This window comes from Fibrisoma limi BUZ 3, from assembly GCF_000296815.2.
GTDB classification, from domain to species: Bacteria; Bacteroidota; Bacteroidia; order Cytophagales; family Spirosomataceae; genus Fibrisoma; species Fibrisoma limi.
The window spans coordinates 671,989-696,578 of sequence record NZ_CAIT01000004.1; the positions used below are offsets into that span (position 1 = coordinate 671,989).

Genomic DNA, 24,590 nt, shown 5'->3' on the forward strand with positions numbered 1-24,590 from the left:
TTAGGTACTACGACATCATCTTCTTCACCCGGTGCAGACCCTGTACCAGGCGGTCGATTTCGTCTTTGGTGTTATAAACCGCAAACGATGCCCGCGTAGTTCCGGCAATGTTGAACCGGCGCATCAGCGGCTGGGTGCAGTGGTGACCCGTCCGGACGGCGATGCCCAATTGATCCAGAATGACACCAATGTCCTGGTGGTGAATGCCATCCATGACAAATGACACGACGCTAATCTTGTTTTTCGCCTGACCAATAATTCGTAGCCCCTCAATCTCGCTCAACTGTGCGGTGGCGTATTGAAGCAGGTCATGCTCGTGGGCGGCAATGTTCTCCTTACCCAGCGTGGCCATGTATTCCAGCGCCGTCTTAACGGCCACTACGTCGGCGATGTTCGGTGTCCCGGCTTCAAACTTATACGGAATCTCGTTATACGTCGTCTTCTCGAACGTCACTTCCTTAATCATCTCACCACCGCCACGATAGGGAGGCATGTCGTCCAGCAGCGCTTTCTTACCGTATAGAACCCCCATGCCGGTCGGGCCGTAGAGCTTATGGGCCGAGAAAACGTAGAAGTCGGTGTCCAGCGCCTGCACGTCAATGTCGACGTGCGAAGTCGCCTGGGCGCCGTCAATCAGGACCACCGCCCCCACGGCGTGGGCCATGTCGATGATGGTCTTAACCGGATTGATCGTTCCCAGAGCATTCGATACGTGCACCACCGACACAAATTTGGTCCGGGGGGTTAACAACTTCTCATATTCCTCCAGAATCAGTTCGCCGTTATCATCGACCGGGATCACCTTTAAGATGCAACCACGCTCCTCGCAGAGCATCTGCCAGGGCACGATGTTGGAATGGTGCTCCATGGTGGTGATGATAATCTCGTCGCCTTCGTTGAGAAACCGGCGGCCATATGTCTGCGCTACGAGGTTGATACCATCTGTAGTACCGTACGTAAAGATAATCTCTTCCCAATGCCTGGCGTTCACAAACTGCTGAATGGCCCGGCGCGATGCTTCAAAAGCGGCCGTTGCCTTCTCGGCGAGGTAGTGAATGCCGCGGTGGATATTCGCATTATAGCCTTCGTAATACCGAGTCAGGGCGTCGATTACCGGCAAAGGTTTCTGGTTTGTAGCCGCGTTGTCGAAGTACACCAGGGGCTTGCCATTGACTAATTGGTCAAGCACCGGAAAATCACGGCGTATTTGCTCTATATCGAGTGTATGATCTACCGCAGTTTGCATAAGAACGTAGAGAGGTTGTATAAAATACAACAAAACCGGCGGGGGAAAGGTGCAGATTACAGGCTGATAAAGGCTGTGCTGATTTGCACAGCCTTTATCAGACGTCACATAGCCAGCTTCTGCTGAACTACGCCTTCGAGGTACTCGCGGATGGGGTCAATTTTAATCTGGCTTAGTACGTCTTCGGCGAAGGCATACATGAGCAGCGTTTTAGCTTCGTCTTTCGGGATACCCCGCGACCGCATGTAGAACAGCGCTTCTTCGTCGAGCTTACCCGTCGTTGTGCCGTGTGAACACTTCACGTCGTCGGCAAAGATTTCGAGCTGTGGCTTCGTGTTCATCGACGCATTCGGCGACAGCACTACGTTCTTGCACGACTGGTAGGCATTGGTCTTCTGCGCATCCGGCCGAACGAAGATTTTACCGTTGAAAACGCCCGTACCGCTGTCGTCGAGGATACCCTTGTAGAGTTCATTGCTGTAGGAGTTTGGCATGGCGTGGTCAACCAGGGTGTGGTTGTCGACGTGCTGCCGTCCGTTTGGCATGTACAGGCCGTACATGAAGGCTTCGCAGTGCTGACCGTTCAGAACAATGTTCAGGTTGTTACGAACAAAATTACCGTTCAGCGTTACCGTTGCTGAGTAAAAATGGCTATTGTCGGCCTGATAAACCTGCGTCGTGCCAATGTGGTAGGCCGCTTCGCTTTCGTTCTGCACCTTGTAGTATTGAGCGCGGGCGTCCTGCTCAACCACAATCTCCGTAACCGCATTGCTGAAGCTCGACCGGTCGCCGAGCGTACGATATGACTCGGCCAGCGTTACCTCGGCATTGCGGCCGACGATGATCAGGTTGCGGGGCTGTGAGGCAATGTTTTTCTCGCGGGCGTCGGTGATAAAGCGCAGGATAATGGGCTGTTCAACCGTTTTGCCGTTTGGTACTCGCACCACTACACCATCGTTGGCCAGAGCCGTATTCAGGGCCGTAAAGGCGTTGTCCTGGTAGTCGGCGTAGCGGGCGAAGTGTTTGTCTATCAACTCCGGTTCGGCTTTCAGGGCTTCGGCGAAGCTGGTAATCTGTACCTGTTCGGCCGGGCTTACGATCCGCGACAGGTCAGGTTTGTACTGGCCGTTCACGAAGTAAAGAATGTTGCCTTCCAGGTTAGGAATCTGAAGATCGTCCATGTCAGCTTCCGAAATAGAGGAGGCACCGTCAATGTCGAACGCCTGTTTGATCAGGCTATTGACGTTCGAGTACTTCCATTCTTCGTGCTTGATGGTCGGGAAACCCAGCCGCTCGAACTGCTGTAGGGCCGACCGGCGCAACTGATGCAGCGGAGCTTTGCTCTCGCCGTTCAACCGCTCTTCGTTCGCCCGGAAAGCCGCCAGCAACTGGTCTTTAAACTGGTTGTATTGTTGATTCGATGGAGTCATAATTAGTTTGCAGTTTACAGTTCACGGTTTATGGTTGGGTAGCCGGCAGGCTATAAACCAAAGACCATAAACCGAACACTGTGAACGGTTAAGCGGCTTCGGCTTCGGCCCGAATCCAGTCATACCCTTTTTCCTCCAGTTCGAGGGCCAGTTCTTTCGGGCCAGATTTAACAATGCGGCCCTTGTAAAGCACGTGCACGAAATCAGGAACGATGTAGTCGAGCAGGCGCTGGTAGTGGGTTACAACGATAGTAGCCCGCTCCGGCGAACGTAGTTTATTCACCCCTTCGGCAACGATCCGCAGCGCGTCAATATCGAGACCCGAGTCGGTTTCGTCAAGAATTGCCAGTTTCGGTTCGAGCATGGCCATCTGGAACACTTCGTTCCGTTTCTTTTCGCCACCCGAGAAGCCTTCATTCAATGACCGGCTCAGCAACGACTGGTCAATGTTAACGAGCTTCATCTTCTCTTTCATCAGTTTCAGGAACTGCACAGCGTCGAGCGGGTCCTGCCCCCGGTGTTTACGAATCTCGTTCAGGGCTGTTTTGAGGAAGTTTGTCGTACTCACGCCCGGGATTTCGACCGGATACTGGAAGGCCAGAAAGATACCCGCTGCCGCCCGCTCTTCGGGGGCCATGTCGAGCAGATCGTCACCTTCAAACAAGACCGTTCCCTCCGTGATTTCGTAATCTTCACGACCAGCCAGCACGGAGGCTAACGTACTTTTTCCGGAACCGTTCGGACCCATAATTGCGTGAACTTCGCCGGCATTGATTTGAAGGTCAATGCCCTTTAATATCTGCTTATCGCCAATTGAGGCTTGTAAATTGCTGATAGATAACATGATAGGTTAGTCGTGGCAGCTAAAATGAAGCCGCAAAGTTAACACATGATTCGGTACTATACCTGTTACCCTAACAAATTCAGCGGGTTAAAAGTTGACTGCGGGTTTCAACAAAAAAACGGCCCACAAAAACAGAGACCGGTTTGCTAAAAATCCTGAATTAAAAATCATCGTCCGTTACCATCCAATTGGGGTGGGCTACCTGGCGTTTGCTGCGATTTTCGCAAGGATGTTCCCTGCGTCGGCCGTCGGGTACGGGTTAGTGCAACGACCGTCGTTGCACAACGGGCGGGTGGGCACGTGCAAATCGTGGGCGGCAACAAAACGGTCTGGTCAGCATAACATCCCAATGCATTGTATACGCGGATTGTGTACGGTGTACTGGTTGCAACGGCCGCCAGATTGACGGCTAAAACGCCGTTGGCCGGTACCTGGGCGGTATCCGCTAACGGTGTTGCTGCGGTGAAACTCGTACCGGGTGAAATCTGATAGTGAAAGGCCGTCGATAATCCCGTGACTACGATCTGCCCGTTGCTTTGGGGCGTATTGTTTGAACAGGTAGCTGCTGCGGCAAATACCTTAAAAGCAGGTATCGTATCTTCTTCAACAATGAACGGACAGCAGCTCAAATCGGCGCATTGACCAGCCAGACTATCCGCTACGACCCGGTATTCGCCGGGGGTCGATACGGTAAACGAGTTGACCGGACTATCCTGCACCAGCGCCGATCCACGGTACCATTGATAGCGGCTGTAGCCGGATTTCACGGAAAGAACAAACTGGTATTCGCTGCCACGGCATACCTTGATTGGCACGGAGGTGCAGGCCTGAACCGTGTCGACACCGGGCAATGACGCAGTGTTATACACGAGCCCATCGAGCAGAATCCTGGCCCGGATGGTCAGGGTTACCGAATCGCCGGGTACTACGGTATTGAGTGACCACGTACCACCGGGCGCTGCGGCTGTAAATGAACCCGCCGAGGCAGTGGCCGAAACAAACGCCAGATTTGCGTCCAGGGAGTCGCGGATGCTGAGGTTGCCTGAAGCGGCCAGTCCTTTGTTGACCAGGCTGATGATGTAGGTAAGGGTGTCACCGACGGCAGCCCGGGATTTATTAACCCGCTTGGTAAGGTATAGTCCGGGCAAAGCCTTCGGTGCTGTGACACTAATGAGGGCGGGTTGATCATTTCTATCGACTGATTGTAGCAAACCGGCTAAAAGGCCATCCGGCCGATGCACGAATGCCAACGTACTGTTAAGACCCGGTTTGGTGAAGGATGACCCTGTTCCCTGCTGGCTATTGGTGTTAAAATCCCGGGATACCCGCCCGGATTGAGCCAGTACCTGACTCAGGGTCAGGCTCACCAGCCAAACCAGCATCAGCCAGCCGCCAGGTTTAGTAGCGTGGGTATCAATTCGTCGCATGAGAGAATGGTGTATTGCTTCATTAACAAACACGGCAGGGCGTATCATACCGCAGCCGCGTCGGTCTGAATGGCGCAGGCTAGTCTCCTCAAGCTGAGGTTTGAACTAACCCGAACCGGTTAGTAGCAAGCAGTTACAAAATATATGCCAGGATGAAAACTTTTAAGTCTACCGTTTACTTAGAGAATAGTAGTATGGTAAGGTCAATTACCCTGAAATGACCGGCTGTGGGCTATTTCACCAGGAACGTTAACTTTCTTTTCCGGTCGCAAAACTGTACCTTGCCAACCCGGCAGACTGCTTTATGGGCTTGCCGCTGATTGTATGAAAAATGGAAAACACGCGCTTGATACCCCAACTACGGCTGTAACAACTGACTCAATATTGACCAATTCGTCAGCACCGAAAGGCCAGCTACAGGAGGGACGCCCGGAAAATCGAATCAACGTTTCTTCTGAAGTGGGTACCCTCAAACGACTGCTCATTCACAGTCCGGACCGGGGGTTGGGAAAAGTGATTCCGTCCAAAGCGCAGGACTGGCTCTTTGAAGATATTGTGCATCTGGATATGATGCGCCGGGACGAATACGACTACTACGTTAAGATTCTCCTGTATTTCCTGGACCCCGATAAAGTGCGGGGCCGAATCGATGGGCTGGGTCCTGATTCCGACCGATCGTTTTTTAAACCCGATCATCCCGGCTACTTTAAGTCCGATAAAGTAATTGATATACAGTGTCTTTTGTCTGATATTCTGGCCGACGACGAGATTCGCCCGAAGCTGATCGCGTCGATCTGCGCCGTCGAGCGAACTTCCTTCCGGATTCAGCAGCAGCTTAATCAGTACGATCCGGTTGAACTGGCCAAAATCCTGATTTCCGGATCGCTGCCTGACCGGACGATGCTCTTTGCTCCGCTACCGAATTTTATTTTTACCCGCGACATCGGTATCGTGATCAACGACCACATACTGCTGAATAAACCCGCCAAAATGGCCCGCACCCGCGAGGCCCTGCTGGCTCAGTACATCTTCTTCCAGCACCCCTTGTTTGCGGATTACCGCGATAAAATCATCGAGATTCCGGACAACGAGTACGCGTTTCTGCTGGCCGAAGCCGACACCGACCGCGACCTGACCCGCTCGACGCTGGAAGGGGGCGACGTGATGATGATCTCTCCACGCCATCTGCTTGTCGGCGTTAGCGAACGGACTACGCTGTATGCCGCTCAGCAGGTAATGCGGCTGGTGTTCGCCAAGAATCTGGTCGATACCGTCACGATCATCAAGATACCCAAGAAGCGTGACTACATGCACATTGATACGATCTTTACGCAGGTGAAGCGGAACGTATGGGTGCTGCTGGGGTCGCTGGCGCGGCTGGGCGACGAAGCCCGTAAGCGGGATATGCTGCACTTTTTTGCGCCGAAGGATTTGTCGGAAGATCTCCGCATTATGCAGTTTATCAAGGGGCTGGAACATAAACCCATTGAGATCGAAAACCTGGAAGACCTGCTGGCCGACATCAGTAAGAACGATCTCGGGGCCACTGAACCCGTGCGGTTTATCTACTCGGGTAACAACGAGTTTCCGTTTGGAGCCCGGGAGCAGTGGACGGATTCCTGCAATCTGCTGGCCCTGAAAGACGGCGTAGTGATTGGGTATGACCGGAACGAAAAAACCGCCGAAGCTTTCCGGGAAGCCGGTTTCGACGTAGTGGCTGCCGTTGATCTGCTCACTCGTTTCGAACGTGGCGAATCGTCGCCGGAAACCATCGAGAACACATTAATTATGCTGCCTTCCGCCGAGTTGTCGCGGGCGCGGGGTGGTTCGCACTGCATGAGTTTGCCGCTGTTGCGCGGAGACATATAGTCGCGCCAGTAACCCGGGAATCAAGGGCAGATAGTGGCCTGACTGGTCGTGAGCGTGGTTCGAACGGTTGATTTTTCGCCCACGCTCACGCTTTTGATGCGGTACCCGATGCGCAGTTCGCCAGGGGTAGCTTACCAGGCTTAGGGTTGTGCTAAGTCGTTCTGTATCAAAACTACTGCTGTCAGTGCCAGCACTGGCCATATAGCCTGCCTGTAACCCTGATTTAGGAAGGGGCTGGCTTCCGGGAGCCGCCGAAGAACTTTCAAAAATGCAGTACGTGTTCTCGCAAACGTTGAACAATTGATTTATCAATACTAATTTGCCTGCTGGTTAGGTATAGCTAACCGGTTCAATGACTCACTGACTGATCAACTAACTTCATGCAATCACAGGCTACTTCTCAGATTTTGATGATTCGTCCGGTTCGGTTTGGTTTTAATGAACAGACCGCCCAGTCGAATGCATTCCAGGACATCAAAATGGCGGCTCAAACCAAAGATGTGGCTCAGGGAGATGCCTTGCATGAGTTTGAGGAAATGGTTCGCCAGTTGCGGGCCCTTGGCGTCGACGTGATTGAGTACGAAGACACGACGGAGCCGTACACGCCTGATTCCATTTTTCCGAACAATTGGGTATCCTTCCACGCCAGTGGTACAGTCGTATTGTATCCGATGCAGGCCGAAAACCGGCGGTTCGAACGACGGATGGATATCATCGAAGATCTGGGTCAGCGCTTCCACGTAGCGAAAGTAATTGACCTGACGGGATTCGAACAGGAAGGTAAGTTTCTGGAAGGTACGGGCAGTATGGTGCTGGACCGGATGAACCGGGTTGCCTTTGCCTGCCTGTCGCCCCGTACGCATCCGGACGTACTGGCCGAGTTCAGTAATCGGACGCGCTACCGGGTCGTGTCGTTCCGCGCATCGGATTCCAACGACAAGGAAGTGTACCACACGAACGTACTGATGTGTATCGGCGACTCTTTCGCCGTTGTGTGCCTGAGCGCTATCAAGGACCCCGACGAGCGGCTGATGGTCCGGCAGGAGCTGGAGCGGCTGAATAAGCGCATTGTTGATATTTCGCTGGAACAAATGGCCAGTTTTGCCGGTAACATGCTGATGGTTCAGAACCAGAAAGGACAGAAGCTGCTGGTGATGTCAACGCAGGCGTACAAAGCATTAACGCCTAAACAAATTGATCAGTTAGACGACTATGCAACACTAATTCACTTTGACCTGTCCATGATTGAAGGAAACGGTGGTGGCTCTGCCCGCTGTATGATGGCCGAAGTACATTTACCAAGAAAATAATAATTTTGCTTGCACATACAAGTGTTGAATAGTACTTTTGCACAGGCAACACCAATAAATCGATGACTAGAGAAACGATTGACACAGTAGATGCAAGCGTCGATAACCGGTACAGCGCCTGTTTGCTGTTTTCGGCTAACGCGCTGGCGCGGGTAATCACGGCGATTGGTGATGAGGAGTTTGGTCGGTTGGGACTGGCCTATTCGCACGCTTATTTGCTCCGTGAAGTGGTGGATCAGCCGGGCGTAACACCCACGCAACTGAGTAATACGTTGTTTTTGACGCCATCAACGATCACCCGACTGATCGAGAAGCTGGAACAGAAGCAACTTGTTGAGCGCCGGGCGGAGGGAAAAAACACCAAAGTTTTTCCAACTACCAAAGGAGAACAACTGCGTGATGAGGTCGTAGCGGCCTGGCTCCGGACGTGGGATCGGTACGCAGGCGCGATTGGAGAAGAACAGGCCAAAACGCTGACGCAGCAAATTTTCAAGGCCGCCCAGGCACTCGGGGCCGTTTAAATTTTTTTACCCTAAATTTTTGTGTGTACAAGCAACCAGTGTAGGTATGAAAAAGAAAGAAGAAGCAGTTGGGCTGTTGATTGGCAACGGCGATGCGGTCACGAAACAAATCTGCCAGGCACTGGCCAAGGAAGGTATTACGTCGCTGGTTCGCCAAAAAGGGGCTGACAGCGTATTACCCAGTGATGAACAGGTACGGCAGTTGGCCGGGGAGCCGGGAAAGGATCTGTTTTTCAACGGATGGAAATTGTTATTCTAATCGATTATAGCCTATGCAGTACGTAATTACAGGGTCGTTGGGGCACACGGCCCGGCCCATAACCGAAGGCCTTATTAAGGCAGGCCATACCGTAACGGTTATCACCAGCAAAGCAGACAATGCAGCGGCCATTGAGGCCCTGGGGGCAAAAGCGGCCGTTGGTTCGGTTGAAGATGGTGAGTTTGTAAAACAGGCGTTCGCGGGTGCCGACGCCGTTTACCTGATGATTCCTCCGAAATGGGGCGTAACGGATTGGCGGAGCTATCAGAACGCCGTCGCTGATAATTACGTAGAAGCCATCAAAGCCCACGACATTCGCTTTGTCGTAATGCTCAGCAGCATCGGTGCGCACAAAGGCCAGGGAACCGGCCCGGTTGATGGTCTGTATGATCTGGAACAAAAACTAAAAACGGTTGCCGGTCTGAACGTCAAGGTGCTTCGTCCGTCATATTTCATGCAGAACCTGCTCGGCATGATTGGTATGATCAAAGGGGCCGGAATCATCGGTGGTAACTTCGGGAGTGACAAAATTGTACTTGTACACACCAGCGATATTGCGGCTGTTGGGTTGCAGGAGTTGCTGAACCTTGATTTTACGGGTATACAGGTTCGCTACATTTCCAGCGATGAACGAACGGGCCAGGAGATTGCCCACGTGCTCGGCGAAGCCGTCGGGAAGCCTGATCTGCCCTGGGTTATATTCTCCGACGAACAGAGCCAGCAGGGGATGCTGCAGGTCGGTATGAACGACGAAATGGCGCGGCTCTATACCGAGATGGGTCATTCGATTGCTGATGGTTCTATGCAGGAAGATTATTTTGCCAATCGCCCGGCGTTCGGCAACGTAAAGCTGGAGGACTTCGCCCGGAACGAATTTACACCGGCGTATCAAGCCTGATTTTACGTAGCAAACAACAGATTATCAGGATTGTAAGGCATTTTGCTAAAACCAAATCCTGCTTGTGTGAGTTGGGTTAAGGATACCACAGTAACCTGACTCACACAATGGGAATTAAAACTGCCCTCATCACCGGCGGCAATTCCGGTCTGGGATTAGCCACCGCCCGCGCACTTGCCCAGCGTAGTTTCGATCTCATCCTGCTTTGTCGTAATGAAGAGAAGGGCCGCGAGGCTCAAGCCGACGTGCAGCGTGCCAACCCCAGTATTGCTGTCGAACTCGTTACGGCCGATCTCGCCAACGTAGCTTCCGTCCAGCAGGCAGCCGACTACATCAAGAGCCACTATGACCGGCTCGACGTGCTGATTAACAACGCTGGCTACACCCCCGCAACGCTGAAGTTTACGGCCGAAGGCATCGAAAAATCTTTTTTCGCCAGCCACATCGGACACTTTGCGCTGACGCATTACCTGACCGACCTGCTGACGAAAACTGCGGCTCAAACCGGTGATGTCCGGATCATTAATCTGTCGTCGGGGGCGCATCTGCTGGGGCGGAAAGAGCGATTCTTCCGCCGGATTGATAACCTGGCGTTGTTTTCCGCTTACGGGGACGACAAACTGGCCAATCTGCTTCATGCCCGTAGTCTGGCTAGCCACTTTGCTGGTCAGGGCATCACGGCCTATTCTGTTCACCCCGGCGCCGTACAAACAAACTTCGGCAGCGATACGCCCGGTTTTGTCGGGAAGGTGTTCAAAGCGTTTGGGCCGTTGATGCGCACACCCGAAAAAGGAGCGCAAACCACCGTTTTTCTGGCGTCGGCTCCGCTCAAATCCATCGGTGAAAGCAACAACGGCGGCTATTTTGCCGATAGCCGACCCAAGTATACGCCCCATCGCGACGTTACCGACGAAAATGCGGAGTGGCTCTGGCAGAAAACAATGCCCTACGTGTAGCGAACGCCGGGCGACTCGCACCCGTCTTACTTACACAACGGCATCAATCGCTTCAAGAATAAGGTGGCAGGCCTGCCGGATTTCATCGTCCGTAATGATCAGGGGCGGAGCAATGCGCATGGAGTTGTTGCAGAACAGGAACCAGTCCGTAATCACGCCTACGCCCGATTGTCCCTTTGCAATGGCGTGGTCGATAATGGGTTTCAGTACGTCGAATGAGTCGAACTCAACGGCCAGCATGAGGCCTTTGCCCCGAACATCGCGAATGGCCGGATGCGTCAGCAATTGTCTGAACAACTGCCCCTTGGCTTCTGCTTGCTGGTAGAGTTGTTCGTCGCGGATGACGTTCAGCGTGGCCAGCGAAGCCGCGGCCGATACCGGATGCCCGCCAAAGGTCGTAATGTGTCCCAGAATCGGGTTGTTTTTGAAGACGCTCATCACCTCCGCCGAACTGATAAAGGCACCGATGGGCATACCGCCCCCCATTCCTTTGGCGCAGAGTACTACGTCGGGGATGATACCAAAATCCTGAAAAGCCCAGAACGTACCGGTTCGCCCGAATCCGGTCTGAATTTCGTCGACGATCAGCAGGGCTCCTACGTCCGTGCAGCGCTGCCGGACGGCCTGTAGGTAGGCTGCTTCGGGAACGCGTACGCCCGCTTCGCCCCCGATAACCTCCATCACAACGGCCGCCGTACGGTGGCTGATCTGCTCAATATCAGCCCATTTACGGTAGCGAATATGCCGAACATCGGGTAGGAGGGGGCGGTAATTCCGTTTAAAGTTTTCATCGCCCGACAGCGATAGCGCTCCCTGCGTAGAACCGTGGTACGCATTAAAACAACTGATGATCTCACTCCGGCCGGTGTACCGCTTGGCCAGTTTCATGGCTCCTTCCACGGCTTCGGTGCCCGAGTTGGTAAAATACACGTTGTCCAGTTGAGCCGCCGGGCCATTGTGCTGCAAGGTCTCGGCGAGGGCATGCGCCAGTTGAGTCTGGGGCGACTGAACGTATTCGCCGTATACCATCAGGTGCAGGTATTTGTCCAACTGCTCGTGGATGGCAGCCAACACCCTGGGGTGACGGTGACCAACGTTGCTCACGCCAATCCCCGAAATCAGATCGATGTATCGTTCGTGCGACGGACCAACGTGCGACGCCCCGAATAAATAAATGCCTTCGGCCCGGTCGATTTCCAACCCTAACGGGAAATCGGAGGTCTGTGCTACGTGCTGAAAAAAAAGTTGGCGGTGCGTCAGCGTTTGCATGAACGTATTTACTACTATTACTTTACCTGAACTCGTACGTTAATGAAAACACTTCTCCTTGGTTTGCTGTTCCTGCCTTTTCTGGGGTTCGCTCAATCCGTACAGATTACACAAGAAGATCTTCAGCGTACCGAATCGTTCCTGCTTCTACAGGATGGGTCGGTGGTCCGTGGGCGCATTATTCGCCAGGACAGTACGTTGATCACCGTTCAAAAGCGAAACGGTGAATCGACGTTTATTGAAGCCGACCAGCTCGTTCGCATTACAGCAACCCGGCTCAACGAACCGGCAGTTGTTGATCTACAGCGACCATCGCCGTACACTGTTTTTGTTTTCAAGGACGGAACGCAGGTCGAAGGCAAATTCGTTCGGCGCGACAGTACGATGATTACCGTTCGGAAACGGGACGGCCGGCTGACTTATTTCGAACCGGAGCTGCTACTCCGGGTGGATTCTGCCCAGGCAGTGGCCGCTGCCCCTGATTCGGGCCGGACGTTTCCGAACCGGTTTGCGGCCTGGCTGCTGACCGATCAGTCAGCCTTCAATCCGGAGAAAGGACGGGGCTATTACCGCAATGTGTGGCTGGCCTATAACGAAGTGGGCTACGGGATTACGTCCTGGTGGAGTGTGAGTGGCAATATAGTCGCCATTCCTGGTCTGGACATCCGGGATGTGTATATAGATGGCCTGGAAACGCGTCTGTCAACCAAAATAAGCATTCCGGTCAGTAAACAATTCCGATTTGGTTTGCGGGCTACGTATCAACCCACCAAACGCTACGACTATTACCGGGTAGATGAGCAGTGGACGTTTCACGCATTGGCATCTATTGGTGATAGCCAACAGAACGTAACGATCGGGTACGGACAGACCCGGTACCGAAACACAAATGGGCAAAGTCGTTCGTTTGTAACGCTGGGTCTTGCCCAACGACTGACCCACAATCTGACGCTCGTCAGCGAAAATGCGATTTATCCCGACCGCCGATTCAGTGATCCGCTTTATACGTTATCAGCCGCGCTCCGGCTCAATCGACAGCGCCATGCTTTCGATCTGGGCGTTTACAGCTTCATTTTTCAGGAATTTTACAATCAACAAGGGCAGATCAGGACTCGGCATCGCTTCGTGCCGCTGCCCTATATTGGCTACAACCTGATTATTGGCAGACCATGATCCGGCGGTCTACTGCTCAAAGAAACAGACAGTCCCCCCAACCCAGTCGAAATCCTTGTTGAAGCGCACGCCGATCATTTCACCCCGGCTCAGTCGGGCCAGATTGGTGAGCAGCAGGGGCCGGGGTTCGCGCTTGTGCCAGATAAACAGCATCCGGATTTCGCACTTGATGAAACCGTCGGGGGCCTGGATCACCGGTTCATACTTCACCTTACGCTGAAGCAGGTAGTTGTGCCGCTCGGCTTCCGGAATGGCATCCAGATCGGCCGGCGAAATGTTCAGCCTGACGCCACTCCCCGCAAATGAATACAGCGGTTTCAGGACGTAGTTCTCCAAATCAGCCGGGTATTCGCTCACGGTCGACAGGTAATAGCTGGGCGGTACGTAGGGGCTATTCAGCAGGGGAAGCGTGTACTTGCTGATGCGGAAAAACCAGTTTGGGTGGCCGATCCATTCTACGTCCACGTCGTCGGTGAGGGTAAACTCCGTTTGCAGGTCCGGGAAGTTTTGCAGATCGTCGAAGATCAGCCGGTTATAGATACGCTTAATATGAACCAGCCGTCCGTCTTTTTCATAGTACAGCTTTCGGCCCTGCTTTTTGATTTTGGTCAGGCAGACGGCGTCGATGCCGAGGTAGCGTTTGGTCAAGGCGAAGTCGATGCGGGTTTTCTGTTTTTCGGGGAAAATTTCCAGCAAAATTACCTCTTCCGGGTCGCACAGGCCGACGATCAGCCGACGCAAATGCTGGAGGTACGTATCGTTACTATCGACATTGAACAAATGCGACAGGTTGTCGGGGATGGGGAAATGGGCCCGGAACTGATCGGCGATGTAGGGCTGAAACGCATACAGCGACGGAAAGCCCTGCAATTCGATTAGTTGGGGCGTCAGTTCGCCCTGCTCGTCCCGACAAATCGCGAAGTCGATGGCCATGAACTGCGTATGGTCGCCCAGATCGTCGGACTGTTCGTTCGGTACCCGTTGCCCGGCCGGGATGGCTTGCTCGGTCAGGTCTTTGAAATGTTCGCCGGTGATCACGTCAACAATGTCATCGCAGGCCGCCAGAAGCTTATCTGTCAGGGCTTTCGGTACAAAAACGGGCGTTTCGGCCACTCGGAAATCGAGTTGTCCCGGCAGGTCGGCGTGAATGGCATCCAAAAAAGCCCGGTAACGTTCCGGGCTGAAAGCTTGGTTGTACGTCTGACGAACAGATTGGAGCATACGGAAAAAGTTCTGAAAAAAGGTTGTCGAGAACCAGCTTTCAAACCAGGAGACTGGTTCTCGACAGACGATATATTATGAATGAGCTACGTTTTCTTCCGCGACTTCAGCCAGGTCTTCCAGGGCGTTACGCAGAAACGTGGGCAAAATGACGGATTCCGTCAGGGCAATTTTATCGGGGTCCTGAAGGTACGCAACCATTTCGTCGTATTTCTCCTGACCGTAATTTAGAACGATGTGATTGCGTTTTTCGTCGGTCAGGAAGTACCGCAGCATTCCTTCCCCATCAGCTTCGGGGTGAAACTGCGTACCGAAAATTTCGTCGGAGAACCGAACTGCCATAATGGCCCGCTCCAGCGGTACGTGCGGTCTGTCTTTCTCCAGGCAAAGAATCTCAGCACCAATTTGGTCAATTCGTTCCAGATTCGGCTGGGTTACCTGGTAATCGCGGGAATCAACGGCGTAGAACGGATCGGGCAACGGATCGAGGTTGTGATATAGCTGGCCTTGATCGGTTTTATGTACCGGGAAGATACCGAACGAAGTCGATTTCCGGCGGCTCACTTCGCCCAGTTGCAGGTGCCGCATGACCAGTTGGAACGAGTGGCAGATCATGAACAGATACTTCTTCCGCTCGTTGGTGTGATTCCAGGCAAACAACTGATCGATCAGCTCAAAATAAGGTTCCTCCCAGGCTTCACCGGACGGGAGCGGACTACCGGGCCCGCCGGTTGAGATGTAGATATCGTAGTCCAGTTCCGGCAACTCATTGTTGGCCCGAACATTAAAGATGTCGAACGTAACATCGGTGTTTTCCTGCTGTCTGACGGTCCGGATGATCTGTAAAATACAACGCATACCCTCGTTGGCATGGTTGTCATACATGTCCAGAATTGCAATTTTAACAAATCTCATAGGTTGTATTGGCAGCCTGTTGCTGCTCGTTTAACGGTGAACGATGACTGGCTGCGCAATGGGCGCGTACGGGTGGGTTGCCAGTCGTATTACTTGATAACTACCTGATCCCGTGAGAAGTTTCTTCGACTATGTAATCCACTACTCGCTTCAGGTCGTTGGTCTGGTGGTAAACGGCCAACTGGCGGTCGGCCCCTGTACCCATTTCAAGAATTTTCAGTACGTACTCACATTCCGCGCGGCTACCCAGTTCGTCCAGTACGTCGTCGATAAAATCGAGGAGTTCGTGGATTAACTGGTGGGTCGGTACTTCGGCCTGCTTCCCAAAATCAATGAGTTTACCCTCAATACCGTAGCGAGCCGCCCGCCATTTGTTCTCGCTGATCAGGACCCGCCGATAGGGCCGGAAGTTGAGGTTCTGCCGGTGCAGTTTGTCAATTTTAGCTACCAGCGCCTGCATGATAGCGGCCAGACAGATGGTTTCGTCGACCCGCATCGGTACGTCGCAGATACGGAACTCAACGGTGTTGAAAAACGGGTGCAGCCGGATGTCCCACCAGATTTTCTTGCCGTTGTCGATGCAGCCGGTTTTCACCAGCAGGTTGATGTACTCGTCGTATTCGGCTGCCGACGAGAAGAAGTCAGGGATACCGGTACGCGGAAACTTATCGAAAACTTTCGAGCGGTACGACTTAAACCCGGTGTTCCGGCCCCGCCAGAACGGCGAATTGGTCGACAGGGCGTAGATGTGGGGCAGAAAATAGCGTACGGCGTTCATGATCTGGATGCCCTCGTTGCGGCTCTCGATCCCCACGTGTACGTGCAGCCCAAAGATCAGGTTGGACCGGGCTACGTCGCGCATTTCCTCAATCAGCCGGTCGTAGCGCTCGTTCGGGGTGATGAGCTGATCCTGCCAGTCGGAAAACGGATGGGTGCCTGCTGCCGCAATTTTCAGGTTTTGCTGGTCGGCGAGGTCCATGATCATCTTCCGCAGATACGTCACCTCATGCCGGGCATCCTGGATGTTGTTGCAGATGTTCGTACCTACCTCCACTACGGCCTGGTGCATTTCGGCTTTCACGCGCTCCTGAAGGGTAATCTGACCGCCATCGACGATCTTCGACATGTGCGACCGGAGTTCACCAGTCTTCGGATCTATGGTTTGAAATTCTTCTTCTATTCCGAGTGTGAATACGGGCATTTGAACTGCTTGGTTTGGGTCTGGTGGGTTTATGCGCCACAATGATGGTTTAATATACTGTTTTTTATCAAAACCCAATGATGAAAAGATGGTTTTTGTTTTAGGAATCCATATAAAACTAACCAAATCTTAGCATGAACGATACCATGCAAACGTCGCGGGAGAAGAAACTGCTCACGAAATACTGGGTGTTCGGAGGCAGTGGCGCTATGCTGCTCGGCAGCGGATTATCTGTGCTGCTACACGGCTCGAAGCTGAAAGAGGTAGGGGCTGATTCGTGGTTCTGGGTCAGTACGGGCGGTTTTGCGCTCATTATGTCGGGGCTGAGCTTCATCGGCGATGCCAACCGCTTCCGGACGATGGTGGACGTGCTGCGGGAATTGGATGCGCGGGAGAAAGCCGCTCATTAATAACTGGAACGTAACAACTGATTGGCTATGACCGCTTATGCTGAGCAACTCGAAGATTTTATTCAGGACGTGTTGATCTCGTTGCACGCCAATATTCGCGACCTGGAAGAGAAACGTACCTTCGCCGACCCTGAAGAGCACAACTACATCGACGGGCGGCTATTCAGCTACGTTGAGATGCTGGCCATCCTGCGCGCGTCGGCAAAGGACACGGGCGTCGACCCCAGGCGGCTTGGGTTGTAAGGTGCTTACTCAATGGCCTTCAATTGCCGGAGTATAGCAGTGGTGATCGTCTTGCGGCAGGCAGCAAAATTGGGGTTTGGTGTTGAGCGTGGTTTGATGAGCCGGGTGGCGAAGAAATAGACAGTATCGTTTCGTTCGACGTAGCCAACCCACCAGCCGGTATCGTTGCCGCCGTAGCGTGTCCAGCCAGTTTTAGCCCGAATGGTGTAGGCATCTGTTTGCTCGGCTACCATGATTCGCTTCAGGATGGCGTAGCTGCGCTTGGAAAAGGGAAGTTTTTCGTCATAAACATCCTTCAGAAACAGGACCTGATTACGGGGCGAAATGCCAAACGCGCCAAAATTCCAGAAATCGTCGTCTGGATGCGATAGGTTGCCATTGCCGTAGTGACACCGCTGGAGATACTGCCGGTAGCGCTCCTTGCCGATTCGTTTGGCCAGTTCAATGTACACCCAGCCCGCCGATTGCTCAAACGCTTCTTTCATGCTCATGTTGTGGTAGATCTCGGGACGGTAGCCGTACAGCACCGTATCAACCTTACCGACCCAGGCGACAATTTCGTTTTCGTCCCTGATCACGCCCGTTTCCAGCGCAATCAGGGTATTGATAATCTTGAAGGTTGACGCGGGTAGCGTTTCTTTTCGGCTGTCGGCTTCATCGCTGACGGTCCACCGCTGGTGCTTATAATCATAAACTGTAGTGCTCCCGTTGAGTCCACAATCCTGAAATGGTTTTTTGAGGTCCACCTGACCAAAGGAGGTGAAGAACGAAAAAGCAAGGAAGCAGAGAAGCCAAAGGCGCATAGACAGATGGATACGTAGCTGATCGCTAAACAAAGTAAGAAAAAGTACGCATCAGGACGTTAGCTTACGTTTCATCCCCTCATGCGTCGCCTTGAATCCCAGCGACTCGTAGAACTGGATGGCGCGAGGGCGTTGCTTGTCGGTGGTCAGTTGCAGAACGTAACAACCCTTTTCGGTAGCCCGCTCAATGGCGTAGTTGAACATCTGGGTACCGAGCCCTTTGCCGCGGTGGGCAGCGCTCACCCGTACTGCTTCAATCTGAGCACGCAATCCTCCCTGATGGGTCAGGTACGGAAGGAAGGTCAGGTGGAACGTACCGGCTATGGCCCCGTTCAGTTCAACAACGGTCAACTCCTGGTTGGGGTCGTTTTTGATGCGATCAAAAGCCCGTAGGTAACAGTCGGGGAGTGGGGTTTCTAACCGTTCGCGCTGGGCACCCAGCGGATCGTCGGCCAGCATGGCAATAATGGCCGGCAGATCGGCTTCGGTTGCCAGTCGATACGTAAGGTCTGGAATCATGTAGATGAATGGGGTACCGGTGGCATACCGCTGACTACGTACTACACAAACGCACCGGCGTTGGTCGGTGCGTTTGTGAACAAATCAGGTTATTTTTTCTTCTTCGGCTTGTCGGCTTTATCCTCGACCTTGTCAGCCTTAGCGGCTTTCTTCGGTTTTTCGTCCTTCTCGGCTTTGGCCGCTTTGGGCTTACTGGCCTTGCTGCCTTTCTCGATCACACTGGCCTTTTCTTCCTGAATGGGTTCGCCGAGTTCGATGGGTTTCGCCGACTTCTTTGGCTTGGCTTCGTCGGTCGGGGCTTCCGGACCGGTGCCGGTTACGGAGCCGCGCACGAACGTACCCCACGTCAGATTATCCTTACCCTGCTGCACACGTTTGGCCCGCTCGATGGCCATGTTGGCGGCTGCCTCGACCACCCACTCAAAATTGGCCTGACCCACCGAATGCAGGTCGGCATCCGGGGCAGGGTTGCAGAAGTCGATGGCAATCGGTACGCCATTACGGACGGCGAACTCCACCGTATTAAAATCGTAGCCGAGAGCGTGGTTAAGTTTCAGGACGTAGTCGGTCATGGTCTGAAGCAGCTTCTGGCCCGCGTCACCGGTCGTTTTCATTTCGGATGCGTAGCGCAGGTGGTGCGGGTTGCGCGGCTCGTAGGGCATGATCCGGACGTCTTTGCCGCCAATGCAGTAGCAGCGGAAGTAATCCTCAAACTCGATGGCTTCCTGATACAGCATCACCAACTGGCCGGTTTCGTCGTAGGCCCGGAACATCTGCTCGGGGTTGTCGACTTTGTAAACGCTCTTCCAGCCACCGCCCGCGTGGGGTTTCATAAACGCCGGGAAGCCGATGTGGTTGAAAATGGCGTCCCAGTCCATGTGCCGCAGGTTGCGGAACGAGTTGTGGTTGGTATCGTCGGGGCGCTCTTTGGAAGGCAGCAGAATGGTTTTGGGAACCGGCACGCCGATCTGCACGGCCAGGGCATTGTTGAAGAATTTCTCGTCGGCGGCCCACCAGAATGGATTGTTGACAACGGCCGTACCGGTCAGAGCCGCATTTTTCAGGTACGCTTTGTAGAACGGTACGTCCTGCGAGATGCGGTCGATGATGACGGCATAGTCCGTGGCGACGCTTTGTTCGACGCGGTCGATGCTAACGAACTCCGCTTGAAACTCGCTTTGTTTTTCATTGACGCGGTCGACAAACGCCTGGGGAAACGTGTTCTCCTGACCAAAAAGGATACCAATTTTGGTTAAGTTGCTCATAGTGTGTTGATTATTGGCTTTAATCGGGCGGAAAAAACCAACAATGGGTCAACATTGCGTGGATTGCTCCCGATTTCATACCGGCAAGATACAGTTTTGCCTGAATCTCAGTGGAGGTAAATTAGGCTGTGGAGTTGATCGGTATCCGCCAAAATTAACCGCTATAGTACCAGATTATAATTAGAGTGCCTGGAAAGAATAATAATGTTTACATTTGCCATATCAAAATGCTGTAACAAGCATTATGGTGTGGATAGAAGCAAACACCCTGACACAGATTGATGTCAGGGTGTTTTTTTTGAGAATAAGTGCGTATTAAATTCCAGAGAGTAAGCACTGACTTGATGCCGAACGGCAAGTAAAGCACCTAGTGTTACAAAGCAAATCAGCGGCTTTAGATCATACTCAGATACTCCGGGAATTGCTGTTTCCAGACGGGCCAGTCGTGAACACCCCACGGCTTGATATCGAGCCGGTGCCGGATGCCCTTGCGGTTCAGAATACCTGAAATGTGCTGCGTCGAGGGTTTGCAGAAATCGTACTCCGACGACCCCAGCACGATATTCATGTGGTAAAACTCGTTGTTCTGCGCGTTGGGCAAGTAATCGGGCGGGTTGTTGAAATAAACGTTGTCGTCGTAGTACCCATTCAGGAATGACCTGATGTCGAAAGCCGCCCCCATCGTAAACAGGTGTCCGACCTGCTCGGGATGCCGGAACGCAAAGTTTAGCGCCTGGTAACCACCAAAACTGGCCCCGGCTACGCCGATCTTCTGTACGTTACATTCCCGCTGGATACCCGGCACCAGTTCGTGGTGGATGAAGCGGTCGTAGAGTACGTGGTTCCAGATGCGGGTGCCGGGGTGGAGGTGCTTGCCGTACCAGCTATCCCGGTCGATGCTGTCCACGCAGTACAGCTTCACCTTACCGGTCTCGACGAACCACCGGGCCGTTTCGATCATCCCGAAATCTTTGTACTCATAAAAACGGCCCATAGATGTCGGAAACATCAGAACCGGATAGCCCCAGTTGCCGAAGACCAGGAGCTCAATGTCGCGGCCGAGGTGGTGCGAATACCACTTGCGATAAGATTCGTGCAAATCGAAGAATGGTTAAGATTGACATGAATTATGTTGCTGAAAATTAAGCAAAGCAGCATAAACCACAAATTGCGACGATAGGTAAGCCAAAAAAATGGCTACTTTGCAAAATCGTGACGTTTGTATTTACCCTGTTGATTTGCTTTATGGCTGATTTTTCGCCGGCCCTGACCCACGCCGAACCGCCTGCGGTGACGGTGGTGCGGGATGATTCGTTGTATTCGGTTCCGTTGAAACGTACCGTTCGGCTGGACATTATGCTGCCGCCCGGTTACCGCCCGACCGATGCCCCGTATCCTACATTGTACCTCAACGACGGCCAGGATCTGCCCCGGCTGCGCATGAGGGCCGTACTGGACTCGCTGTATCAGCAACAAACCATCCGGCCGTTCGTGCTGGTGGCTATTCACGCCGGCGACCGGATTCAGGAATACGGTACGGCCGCCCGCGCCGATTACATGGAGCGGGGGAGTAAAGCCGATCTGTACACTGATTTTGTGCTGACGGAGCTGCTGCCCTACGTCCGGAAGCACTACCGCGTCAGCGACCGGGCCGATCAGTCAGTATTTGCCGGCTTTTCGCTGGGCGGCCTGTCGGCGTTTGACATCGTGTTTCACCACCCGGAGCGGTTCAGCAAAGCGGGCGTATTCTCGGGTTCGTTCTGGTGGCGCAGCAAGGCGTTCGACAGTACGTACTCAGACGATACCGACCGAATCATGCACAACCTCGTCCGGGCAGGCAAGCACCACAACAACCTCAGCTTCTGGTTCGAGACCGGCACCGACGACGAAACCAGCGACCGGAACAACAACGGCATCATCGACGCCATTGAGGACACGACTGATCTGATTGATGAACTGGTGACGATCGGTTACCACCGCACCAACGACATCCGCTACGTGGAAGTGCAGGGTGGGCAGCACAACCAGGAAACCTGGTCGGCCGTGATGCCCGATTTTCTGACATGGGCTTTCGGTAAGCAGTGAGAAAAGCGAACCCCCGTGCTTTTGTGGCTATGCTAAAACTACTTTTTGCTACCGGCGTAGCGGCCCTGATTGCCTGCGGAGCAACCGAGCCCACTGTACCGGCTGTTCAGTCGCCGGGAACTGCGCCCACCGCCCGCAAGCTGGTCTGGGCCGATGAGTTTGACAAAGCGGGCCTGCCCGATACGACCAAATGGGCCTACGAAGTGGGTGGCAACGGCTGGGGCAACAATGAACTACAGTTTTACACCAACCGGCGCGCCGACAACGCCCGTAGCGAGGGCGGTAAGCTCATCATTGAAGCGAAAAAGGAAGACTATCAGGGCCGAAACTACACCTCAGCCCGGCTGCTGACCCGGGGCAAAGCGGAGTGGAAATACGGCCGTATCGAAGCCCTGGCCAAGCTCCCGGCCGGTCGCGGTACGTGGCCCGCTGTCTGGATGCTGGGCAAGAATATACCAACGGCCGGCTGGCCCCGCTGTGGTGAAATCGACATCATGGAACACGTCGGCTTCGACGAAGGGGTTGTTCACGGTACGGTCCATACCGAAGCCTACAACCACGGTAAGAAAACGCAGAAAGGCCAGCAAACGCCCGTGCCCGACGCTACCCAGGCTTTTCATCTGTACGCCATCGAATGGACTCCCGATAAGATAGATTTCTTCATCGACGATCGGAAATACTACACCGTGGAGAAGTCGGTTTTGGGCAGTACCGTAGCCGAATGGCCATTCGACCAGCCGTTCTATCTGATCCTGAACGTAGCTGTAGGCGGCAACTGGGGTGGTCAGAAAGGCGTCGACGAAACCATCTGGCCCCGGCGTATGGAGGTAGACTACGTGCGGGTGTATCAGTAAGGAATTGTAACGTTTTACGTTGTCAATCAGAGCCGTTGCCATCAGGTAACGGCTTTTCTGCTATATTGCTCAACGCATTGCCTCCCGTTTAACACAACCTGCCATCTATGAATCGACTCACTACACTCCTGATGCTTTGCTTTGGGCTGGCCACTACGGCCGCGATGGCCCAGACTACCTTCGCCGTTGCGTTTACGGATTCGCAACGTACCCAGCCGCTGGATGGGCGGGTGCTGCTTATTTTGGCCAAAACCCAGTCGCCCGAACCTCGTCAGCAGGTCAGCGATGCCGTCAGTACGGCGCAGATTTTCGGCAAAGACGTAGATAAGCTGAAACCCCGCGAACTTGTTACGTTCGACGGCTCGGTGTTTGGCTACCCGCAACGGAGCCTTGACAAGGTGCCACCCGGCGACTACTACGTACAGGCTGTTCTACATAAGTACGAAACCTTTAACCGAAAGGACGGGCATACCGTTAAACTGCCCGCGGACCGGGGCGAAGGACAGAACTGGCGCACGGCTCCCGGCAATCTTTTCAGCAAACCTCTCAGGATCAGCATCCGGCCGGGCGCGAAACAGCGATTCACCGTGCTGATGGATCAGGTAAACCCGCCGATTCCGGAGCCGAAAGACACAAAGTTCATCAAACACATCAAGATTCAGAGTAAGCGCCTGACCGAATTTTGGGGACGGCCTATGTACCTGGGCGCACACGTACTGCTGCCGGCCGGCTTCGACGAACATCCGGAAGCAAAGTATCCGCTCTGTATCTACCACGGCCATTTCCCGGCCGACTTCGACGGGTTCAGCGAAACGCCCCCACCCGCCAACATGGACACGACGGACTATATTGAACGGTTCAAGGTGCGGGGCTACAAGAAACTAGTGGCGCAGGAAGCACATGATTTTTATAAAAAGTGGACCAGTAAGGACTTTCCGCGCATGCTGATTGTCGAGATTCAGCACGCTAATCCCTACTACGACGATTCCTACGCCGTCAATTCCGAAAACCTTGGCCCTTACGGCGACGCGATCATGTATGAACTACTACCCGAAATCGAAAAGAGGTTTCGTGGCATTGGGCAGGGCTGGGCACGGTTCACATACGGCGGCTCAACGGGTGGCTGGGAAGCGCTGGCCGCGCAGGTTTTCTATCCCGACGAATTTAACGGTTGTTTCGCAGCCTGTCCGGACCCGATTTCATTTTCGGCTTACACTGTCGTTAATCTGTACAAAGACAAAAATGCGTACTACGTCGAGGGACCGTTTCGCCGGACACCCCGCCCCGGCCAGCGGGACTACCTGGGCCACGTGAAGTGCACGCTCGAAGAAAGCAACCACCGCGAACTGGTCCTTGGCACCCACTCTCGCTCGGGCGACCAATTCGACATCTGGGAGGCTGTGTATTCGCCCGTTGGAGCCGATGGGTATCCCCAGCCGATCTGGAATAAACTGACCGGCGAGATTGATACGACGACTGCTGCCTACTGGCGCGAACACTACGACCTGCTCCATATTCTGAAGCGCGACTGGAAAACCCTCGGCCCGAAGGTCATGGGCAAGATGCACATCTACTGTGGGGACATGGACAATTACTACCTCAACAACGCCGTGTACCTGATGGAGGATTTTCTGAAGCAGACCAGGAACCCGCCCTATGCCGGCGAGGTAGCCTACGGTGACCGGGCCGAACACTGCTGGAACGGTGATCCAACCTTACCGAATCACATCACGCGACTCCGCTACAACACCATGTACATTGACAAGATCCTGAAACGTATTGAAGCCAATCACCCTCAGGGAGCCGACCTGACGAGCTGGAGGTATTGAAGAGGGGAGGAAAGGGAAGAGAGGGAGAAAAGGAGAAGGGAGG

Annotated in this window: 24 protein-coding genes; 12 read left to right on the forward strand and 12 right to left on the reverse strand. The window is 53.6% G+C overall.

The genetic code is table 11. The features are described from left to right. Window positions 1-7: 7 nt before the first annotated feature. The 4 genes from BN8_RS03310 to BN8_RS03325 all read right to left on the reverse strand — a co-directional run bounded on the left by BN8_RS03310 (window position 8) and on the right by BN8_RS03325 (window position 4,947). On the reverse strand, window positions 8-1,246 hold the full coding sequence (locus BN8_RS03310; protein WP_009280373.1) for a cysteine desulfurase: 1,239 nt from the start codon (window positions 1,244-1,246) through the stop codon (window positions 8-10). 104 nt (window positions 1,247-1,350) lie between these two features. Continuing rightward, on the reverse strand, window positions 1,351-2,676 hold the full coding sequence (gene sufD / locus BN8_RS03315; protein ID WP_009280374.1) for a Fe-S cluster assembly protein SufD: 1,326 nt from the start codon (window positions 2,674-2,676) through the stop codon (window positions 1,351-1,353). 88 nt (window positions 2,677-2,764) lie between these two features. Next, window positions 2,765-3,520, reverse strand: a complete 756-nt coding sequence (sufC, locus tag BN8_RS03320; RefSeq protein WP_009280375.1) for a Fe-S cluster assembly ATPase SufC — start codon at window positions 3,518-3,520, stop codon at window positions 2,765-2,767. A 167-nt stretch (window positions 3,521-3,687) separates the two neighbouring features. Beyond that, window positions 3,688-4,947: a DUF11 domain-containing protein gene (locus BN8_RS03325; protein WP_040005297.1), complete on the reverse strand. Its 1,260-nt coding sequence runs from the start codon at window positions 4,945-4,947 to the stop codon at window positions 3,688-3,690. A 324-nt stretch (window positions 4,948-5,271) separates the two neighbouring features. Here BN8_RS03325 and BN8_RS03330 point away from each other — a divergent pair, with 324 nt between their 5' ends. From BN8_RS03330 to BN8_RS03355, 6 genes are all read left to right on the forward strand, one after another. Next, on the forward strand, window positions 5,272-6,816 hold the full coding sequence (locus BN8_RS03330) for an arginine deiminase family protein (RefSeq protein ID WP_009280377.1): 1,545 nt from the start codon (window positions 5,272-5,274) through the stop codon (window positions 6,814-6,816). A gap of 380 nt (window positions 6,817-7,196) precedes the next feature. Then, window positions 7,197-8,126 (forward strand): citrulline utilization hydrolase CtlX, encoded by a 930-nt coding sequence (ctlX, locus tag BN8_RS03335; RefSeq protein WP_009280378.1) that lies wholly within the window; start codon window positions 7,197-7,199, stop codon window positions 8,124-8,126. Between the two features lie 62 nt (window positions 8,127-8,188). Beyond that, window positions 8,189-8,647 carry a MarR family winged helix-turn-helix transcriptional regulator gene (locus tag BN8_RS03340; RefSeq protein ID WP_009280379.1) on the forward strand — a complete coding sequence of 153 codons (459 nt, stop codon included), beginning with the start codon at window positions 8,189-8,191 and terminating at the stop codon, window positions 8,645-8,647. 46 nt (window positions 8,648-8,693) lie between these two features. Continuing rightward, window positions 8,694-8,906 carry a hypothetical protein gene (locus BN8_RS03345; RefSeq protein WP_040005298.1) on the forward strand — a complete coding sequence of 71 codons (213 nt, stop codon included), beginning with the start codon at window positions 8,694-8,696 and terminating at the stop codon, window positions 8,904-8,906. Between the two features lie 13 nt (window positions 8,907-8,919). After that, complete coding sequence (locus BN8_RS03350; RefSeq protein WP_009280381.1) at window positions 8,920-9,804, forward strand: NAD(P)H-binding protein; 885 nt, start codon at window positions 8,920-8,922, stop codon at window positions 9,802-9,804. A gap of 107 nt (window positions 9,805-9,911) precedes the next feature. Next, window positions 9,912-10,760: an SDR family NAD(P)-dependent oxidoreductase gene (locus tag BN8_RS03355; protein WP_009280382.1), complete on the forward strand. Its 849-nt coding sequence runs from the start codon at window positions 9,912-9,914 to the stop codon at window positions 10,758-10,760. Window positions 10,761-10,790: 30 nt separating this feature from the next. On the opposite strand, the gene BN8_RS03360 is transcribed toward BN8_RS03355, so the two are convergent. After that, complete coding sequence (locus BN8_RS03360; RefSeq protein WP_009280383.1) at window positions 10,791-12,029, reverse strand: aspartate aminotransferase family protein; 1,239 nt, start codon at window positions 12,027-12,029, stop codon at window positions 10,791-10,793. A 42-nt stretch (window positions 12,030-12,071) separates the two neighbouring features. On the opposite strand from BN8_RS03360, the gene BN8_RS03365 reads away from it, so the two are divergent. Beyond that, window positions 12,072-13,202, forward strand: coding sequence for a hypothetical protein (locus BN8_RS03365; RefSeq protein WP_009280384.1), 1,131 nt, complete (start codon window positions 12,072-12,074; stop codon window positions 13,200-13,202). 9 nt (window positions 13,203-13,211) lie between these two features. Here BN8_RS03365 and BN8_RS03370 read toward each other — a convergent pair whose 3' ends face one another. The 3 genes from BN8_RS03370 to BN8_RS03380 form a co-directional block, all read right to left on the reverse strand. Beyond that, window positions 13,212-14,423: a hypothetical protein gene (locus BN8_RS03370; protein ID WP_009280385.1), complete on the reverse strand. Its 1,212-nt coding sequence runs from the start codon at window positions 14,421-14,423 to the stop codon at window positions 13,212-13,214. A 75-nt stretch (window positions 14,424-14,498) separates the two neighbouring features. Continuing rightward, the gene (locus BN8_RS03375) at window positions 14,499-15,338 is read right to left on the reverse strand and encodes a type 1 glutamine amidotransferase (protein ID WP_009280386.1); all 840 of its coding nucleotides are present in this window, start codon (window positions 15,336-15,338) and stop codon (window positions 14,499-14,501) included. 100 nt (window positions 15,339-15,438) lie between these two features. Then, a complete protein-coding gene (locus BN8_RS03380; RefSeq protein ID WP_009280387.1) occupies window positions 15,439-16,539 on the reverse strand; it encodes a carboxylate-amine ligase in 1,101 nt (366 codons plus the stop codon). Between the two features lie 134 nt (window positions 16,540-16,673). On the opposite strand from BN8_RS03380, the gene BN8_RS03385 reads away from it, so the two are divergent. Further along, window positions 16,674-16,949 carry a hypothetical protein gene (locus BN8_RS03385; protein WP_009280388.1) on the forward strand — a complete coding sequence of 92 codons (276 nt, stop codon included), beginning with the start codon at window positions 16,674-16,676 and terminating at the stop codon, window positions 16,947-16,949. Between the two features lie 27 nt (window positions 16,950-16,976). Further along, window positions 16,977-17,192: a hypothetical protein gene (locus BN8_RS03390; RefSeq protein ID WP_009280389.1), complete on the forward strand. Its 216-nt coding sequence runs from the start codon at window positions 16,977-16,979 to the stop codon at window positions 17,190-17,192. Window positions 17,193-17,197: 5 nt separating this feature from the next. Here BN8_RS03390 and BN8_RS03395 read toward each other — a convergent pair whose 3' ends face one another. The 4 genes from BN8_RS03395 to BN8_RS03410 form a co-directional block, all read right to left on the reverse strand. Beyond that, window positions 17,198-17,995 (reverse strand): penicillin-binding transpeptidase domain-containing protein, encoded by a 798-nt coding sequence (locus tag BN8_RS03395; RefSeq protein WP_009280390.1) that lies wholly within the window; start codon window positions 17,993-17,995, stop codon window positions 17,198-17,200. A 51-nt stretch (window positions 17,996-18,046) separates the two neighbouring features. Continuing rightward, window positions 18,047-18,514, reverse strand: coding sequence for a GNAT family N-acetyltransferase (locus tag BN8_RS03400; protein WP_009280391.1), 468 nt, complete (start codon window positions 18,512-18,514; stop codon window positions 18,047-18,049). An 89-nt stretch (window positions 18,515-18,603) separates the two neighbouring features. Next, on the reverse strand, window positions 18,604-19,779 hold the full coding sequence (locus BN8_RS03405; protein WP_009280392.1) for an ATP-grasp domain-containing protein: 1,176 nt from the start codon (window positions 19,777-19,779) through the stop codon (window positions 18,604-18,606). A gap of 394 nt (window positions 19,780-20,173) precedes the next feature. Beyond that, on the reverse strand, window positions 20,174-20,878 hold the full coding sequence (locus BN8_RS03410; RefSeq protein ID WP_009280393.1) for an esterase family protein: 705 nt from the start codon (window positions 20,876-20,878) through the stop codon (window positions 20,174-20,176). 146 nt (window positions 20,879-21,024) lie between these two features. Here BN8_RS03410 and BN8_RS03415 point away from each other — a divergent pair, with 146 nt between their 5' ends. The 3 genes from BN8_RS03415 to BN8_RS03425 all read left to right on the forward strand — a co-directional run bounded on the left by BN8_RS03415 (window position 21,025) and on the right by BN8_RS03425 (window position 24,547). Continuing rightward, window positions 21,025-21,864, forward strand: a complete 840-nt coding sequence (locus BN8_RS03415) for an alpha/beta hydrolase (protein ID WP_009280394.1) — start codon at window positions 21,025-21,027, stop codon at window positions 21,862-21,864. 29 nt (window positions 21,865-21,893) lie between these two features. Beyond that, window positions 21,894-22,718 (forward strand): glycoside hydrolase family 16 protein, encoded by an 825-nt coding sequence (locus BN8_RS03420; protein ID WP_009280395.1) that lies wholly within the window; start codon window positions 21,894-21,896, stop codon window positions 22,716-22,718. A gap of 107 nt (window positions 22,719-22,825) precedes the next feature. Next, window positions 22,826-24,547 (forward strand): alpha/beta hydrolase, encoded by a 1,722-nt coding sequence (locus BN8_RS03425; protein WP_009280396.1) that lies wholly within the window; start codon window positions 22,826-22,828, stop codon window positions 24,545-24,547. Window positions 24,548-24,590: the final 43 nt, after the last annotated feature.